The sequence below is a fragment of the Pseudomonas sp. 24 E 13 genome (assembly GCF_900004715.1).
In the GTDB taxonomy this organism is placed as follows: domain Bacteria; phylum Pseudomonadota; class Gammaproteobacteria; order Pseudomonadales; family Pseudomonadaceae; genus Aquipseudomonas; species Aquipseudomonas orientalis_A.
Window position 1 is genome coordinate 20,317 of the sequence record NZ_CVTO01000162.1, and the last position, 4,358, is coordinate 24,674.

Here is a 4,358-nt window from a genome sequence, read left to right on the forward strand (position 1 = left end):
CCCCGACCGCCTCAAAAGCCTGGTGGTGCTCAACAGTGTGTTCAACCGCAGCCCCGAGCAGCGTGCCGGCGTCATCGCGCGCACGGCCCAGGCCGCCGAGCACGGGCCGGATGCGAATGCGCAAGCGGCGCTGTCGCGCTGGTTCAGCCCTGAATACCAGGCGGCCAACCCGGCGCAGATCGCCGCGCTGCGCCAGACCCTGGCGGGCAACGATCCCCAGGGCTACCTCACCACCTACGAGCTGTTTGCGACCCAGGACATGTACCGCGCCGACGACCTCAAGGGCCTGCGCGTGCCCACCCTGGTCGCCACCGGCGAACTGGACCCCGGCTCGACGCCGGAAATGGCCCGGCAACTGGCCGACTGTATTCCCGGCGCCACGGTTGCGGTGCTGGCCGAGCAACGGCATATGATGCCGGTCGAATCACCGCGCCTGGTCAACAGCCTGCTGCTGGGGTTCCTCGACACCGTGTACACCCAAAATAATCCAATAAAGGGGATCGTTGCATGACACTCGCACGCTTCCAGATGTGCATCGGCGGTGAATGGGTCGATGCCCTGTCCGGCAAGACTTTCGACAGCCTCAACCCGGCCCTGGCCGAGCCCTGGGCGCAATTGCCCGATGCCGATGAAACCGACGTGGACCGCGCCGTACAGGCCGCACAAACGGCTTTTGAGAGCCCGGCCTGGCGTGGCCTCAGCGCCACCGCACGGGGCAAACTGCTGCGCCGCCTGGGTGACTTGATCGCCCAGAACACCGAACAACTGGCGCAGTTGGAAAGCCGCGACAATGGCAAGCTGATCCGCGAGACCCGCGGCCAGGTCAGCTACCTGCCGGAGTTCTTCCACTACACCGCAGGCCTGGCCGACAAGCTCGAAGGCGGCACTTTGCCGCTGGACAAGCCGGACCTGTTCGCCTACACGGTCCACGAAGCCATGGGCGTGGTCGCCGCGATCATTCCGTGGAACAGCCCGCTGTACCTGACGGCGATCAAGCTCGCGCCGGCCCTCGCGGCAGGCAATACCATCGTGATCAAGCCCTCGGAACACGCTTCGGCGACTGTCCTGGAACTGGCGCGCCTGGCCCTCGAAGCCGGCATTCCACCGGGCGTGGTCAACGTGGTGACCGGCTACGGCCCAAGTACCGGCGCCGCCCTCACCCGTCACCCACTGGTGCGCAAAATCGCCTTCACCGGCGGCGCGGCCACCGCTCGGCATGTGGTGCGCAGCAGCGCGGAGAACTTCGCCAAGCTGTCGCTGGAGCTGGGTGGCAAGTCACCGAATATCATTTTTGCCGACGCCGACCTCGACAGCGCCATCAACGGTGCGATTGCCGGGATCTTCGCGGCGTCCGGCCAGAGCTGCGTGTCCGGGTCGCGCCTGCTGGTGCAGGATGACATCTACGACGAGTTCGTCGAGCGCCTGGTGCAGCGCGCCGAACGCATCCGCATCGGCAATCCCCTGGACGATGCCAGCGAGATGGGCCCCATGGCCACCGCCCAGCAACTGGCCGTGGTCGAAGGCCTGGTGGCGGATGCCATCGCCGAAGGCGCACGCCTGCGCACCGGTGGCAAACGCCCGCAGCACCTCGGTGAAGGCTGGTTCTATGAGCCGACGCTGTTCGAGTGCGACGCCAACTCAATGAAAATCATGCAGGAAGAAGTGTTCGGCCCGGTGGCTTCGGTGATCCGTTTCAAGGACGAAGCCCAAGCGCTGGCGATTGCCAACGACTCCCAGTTCGGCCTCGCCGCCGGCATCTGGACCCGCGACCTGGGCCGCGCCCATCGACTGGCCCGCGACGTGCGCTCGGGGATTATCTGGGTCAACACCTACCGCGCCGTCTCGGCCATGGCGCCCATCGGCGGCTTCAAGAACAGCGGCTACGGACGCGAAAGCGGCATCGATTCGGTGCTGGCCTACACCGAGCTGAAGACGGTGTGGATCAACCTGTCCCAGGCGCCCATGCCTGATCCCTTTGTGATGCGTTAAGAGGCCACACCCATGATCGAACCCGGCATTTACAAAGACGTCATGAGCTCGTTTCCTTCGGGCGTCACGGTGGTCACCACCCTCGACCCGGACGGCGGCATCGTCGGCATCACCGCCAGCGCATTCAGTGCGCTATCGATCGATCCGGCCCTGGTGCTGTTCTGCCCCAACTACGCGTCGGACACCTACCCGATCCTGCGCGACAGCAAGCGCTTTGCGATCCACCTGCTGTCCGCCGGCCAGACCGCCGAAGCCTATGCCTTCGCCAGCAAAGGCAAGGAAAAGGCCAAGGGCATCGAGTGGCACCTCAGCGACTTGGGCAACCCGCTGCTGGCCAACGCCACGGCCATCATCGAGTGCGAGTTGTGGCGCGAATACGACGGCGGTGACCACGCGATCATTGTCGGCGCGGTGAAGAACCTGATCCTGCCCACACAGCCGGTCACGCCGATGATCTATCACAAAGGCAAGCTCGGCGCGCTGCCGACCCTGGCCTGAGGAGCACTGAACCATGAGCAACGACAAGTATGAACAAGGCCTGAAAATCCGTACGCAAGTCTTGGGTGAAGCCTACGTACAGCGTTCAATCGACAACGCCGACGACTTCACGCGACCGCTGCAGGAGATGGTCACCGAGTACTGCTGGGGCCATGTGTGGGGCCGGGAGGGTTTGTCGCTTAAAGAACGCAGCATGATAAACTTGGCAATGATTTCGGCCCTCAATCGGCCTCACGAACTCAAGCTGCACGTGCGCGGCGCCTTGCGCAACGGGCTGAGTCGTGAACAAATACGCGAAATTCTGCTTCAGGTCGGCATTTACTGCGGGGTTCCCGCCGCCGTGGACAGCTTCAGGCTGGCCCGTGAAGCCTTCGCCGAAGCCGATGCCGAGGCCTCCAGTTAACCGCCACATTCAGAGCAAACCCCATGAAACGCGCGCCCCTCGACGACAGCTTCAAGGTCAATCACAACCCGGTCACCCTACGCGAAATCGTGCTGGAGAAACTGCGCAGCGCCATCATGAATTTCCAGCTGCTGCCCGGTGACCGCCTGGTGGAGCGCGACCTGTGCGACCGCCTTGGCGTCAGCCGCACGTCGGTGCGCGAAGCCTTGCGCCACCTGGAATCCGAAGGCCTGGTGGAGTTCGCCGATGCCAAGGGCCCGCAGGTGGCGATCATCACCCTGGCCGATGCCGTCGATATCTATGAACTGCGCTGCGTGCTCGAAGGCTTGATCGTGCAGCTGTTCACCCTGCGCGCCAAGGCCAAGGACATCAAGGCCCTGGAAAAAGCCCTGGAGGAAAACCGCAAGGCCCTCAAGGAAGGCGAACTGCAGCAAGTGATCGACTCCGTGCAGGGCTTCTACGATGTGTTGCTCGAAGGCTGCGGCAACCACGTGGCCGCCACTCAGTTGCGCCAGTTGCAGGCGCGTATCAGCTACCTGCGCGCGACGTCGGTGTCCCAGCAGAACCGGCGTGGCGCCAGCAACCAGGAAATGGAGCGCATGGTCCAGGCGATCAAGAGCGGCGACCCCCTCGCCGCCCACCAGGCCTGCGTCGATCACGTACGTGCCGCGGCAGCCGTGGCCCTGGATTACCTCAAGCGCAAACAGGAAGAAACCGGCAAGCTCCCCGAGATCACCCTGCCCATCGCGCTCAAAGAACCGCGCATAGGTCACTGACCGTGCCCGGCCCCAGCTTCTGCCCGACCTGCGGCGGCCATGACCTCGGTCACCAACTGCCACCGGGCGACACCCACGAGCGCCTGATGTGCCGGGGCTGCGGCTACATCCACTACATCAACCCCAAGATCATCGCCGGCTGCATCATCGAGCAGGACGGCAAATACCTGCTGTGCCAGCGCGCAATCCCCCCGCGCCCCGGCACCTGGACGCTGCCGGCGGGCTTCATGGAAGGGGGCGAAACCACCGAAGAAGCGGCGTTGCGCGAAGTCTGGGAAGAGACCGGCGTGCGCGCCGAAATCGTGTCGCCCTACTCGATTTTCAGCGTGCCGAAGATCAGCGAGGTGTACATCATCTTCCGCGCCATCGCGCTGGAGATCACCGGCCAGTTCGGCCCGGAAACCCTGGCCTACACCTTCTTCGCCCCCGAGGACATCCCTTGGGACAGCATCTACTACCCGGCGATCCGGCAGATTCTGGAGCGCTATATCGAAGAGCGCCAGGCGGGGGTGTATGGCATTTACATGGGGAATGATGACAGCGGCAAGATTCACTTCATACGCTGATCTTCAGCCTAATGTGGGAGGGGGCTTGCCCCCGATGGCGGCCTCTGGGCCGGCCGGGATGTTGGATCAGATCGAGTACATATCCGTTTCTGCGGTAACGGCCACTTAGGGTTCCGCCCTGACGGC

At 64.1% G+C, this 4,358-nt stretch carries 5 protein-coding genes and 1 pseudogene; all 6 read left to right on the forward strand.

The annotated features are described in order from the left end of the window. Positions 1 to 511, forward strand: a pseudogene (locus tag BFP90_RS29385) (alpha/beta hydrolase); the annotation flags it as partial. Next, the gene (locus BFP90_RS26705) at positions 508 to 1,989 is read left to right on the forward strand and encodes an aldehyde dehydrogenase (RefSeq protein WP_065898440.1); all 1,482 of its coding nucleotides are present in this window, start codon (positions 508 to 510) and stop codon (positions 1,987 to 1,989) included. The pseudogene BFP90_RS29385 and the gene BFP90_RS26705, both read left to right, overlap by 4 nt. 12 nt (positions 1,990 to 2,001) lie before the next feature. Then, positions 2,002 to 2,487 carry a flavin reductase family protein gene (locus BFP90_RS26710; RefSeq protein WP_065883582.1) on the forward strand — a complete coding sequence of 162 codons (486 nt, stop codon included), beginning with the start codon at positions 2,002 to 2,004 and terminating at the stop codon, positions 2,485 to 2,487. A gap of 13 nt (positions 2,488 to 2,500) precedes the next feature. Continuing rightward, positions 2,501 to 2,890: a carboxymuconolactone decarboxylase family protein gene (locus BFP90_RS26715; protein WP_065883580.1), complete on the forward strand. Its 390-nt coding sequence runs from the start codon at positions 2,501 to 2,503 to the stop codon at positions 2,888 to 2,890. Between the two features lie 23 nt (positions 2,891 to 2,913). Continuing rightward, complete coding sequence (locus tag BFP90_RS26720; RefSeq protein ID WP_057721964.1) at positions 2,914 to 3,666, forward strand: GntR family transcriptional regulator; 753 nt, start codon at positions 2,914 to 2,916, stop codon at positions 3,664 to 3,666. 2 nt (positions 3,667 to 3,668) lie between these two features. After that, the gene (locus BFP90_RS26725) at positions 3,669 to 4,232 is read left to right on the forward strand and encodes an NUDIX hydrolase (RefSeq protein WP_065892007.1); all 564 of its coding nucleotides are present in this window, start codon (positions 3,669 to 3,671) and stop codon (positions 4,230 to 4,232) included. Positions 4,233 to 4,358: the final 126 nt, after the last annotated feature.

Coding starts and splice junctions, on each gene's coding strand:
- BFP90_RS26710 (WP_065883582.1), top strand. CDS start 2,002: ATGATCGAACCCGGCATTTACAAAGACGTCATGAGCTCGTTTCCTTCG.
- BFP90_RS26705 (WP_065898440.1), top strand. CDS start 508: ATGACACTCGCACGCTTCCAGATGTGCATCGGCGGTGAATGGGTCGAT.
- BFP90_RS26715 (WP_065883580.1), top strand. CDS start 2,501: ATGAGCAACGACAAGTATGAACAAGGCCTGAAAATCCGTACGCAAGTC.
- BFP90_RS26720 (WP_057721964.1), top strand. CDS start 2,914: ATGAAACGCGCGCCCCTCGACGACAGCTTCAAGGTCAATCACAACCCG.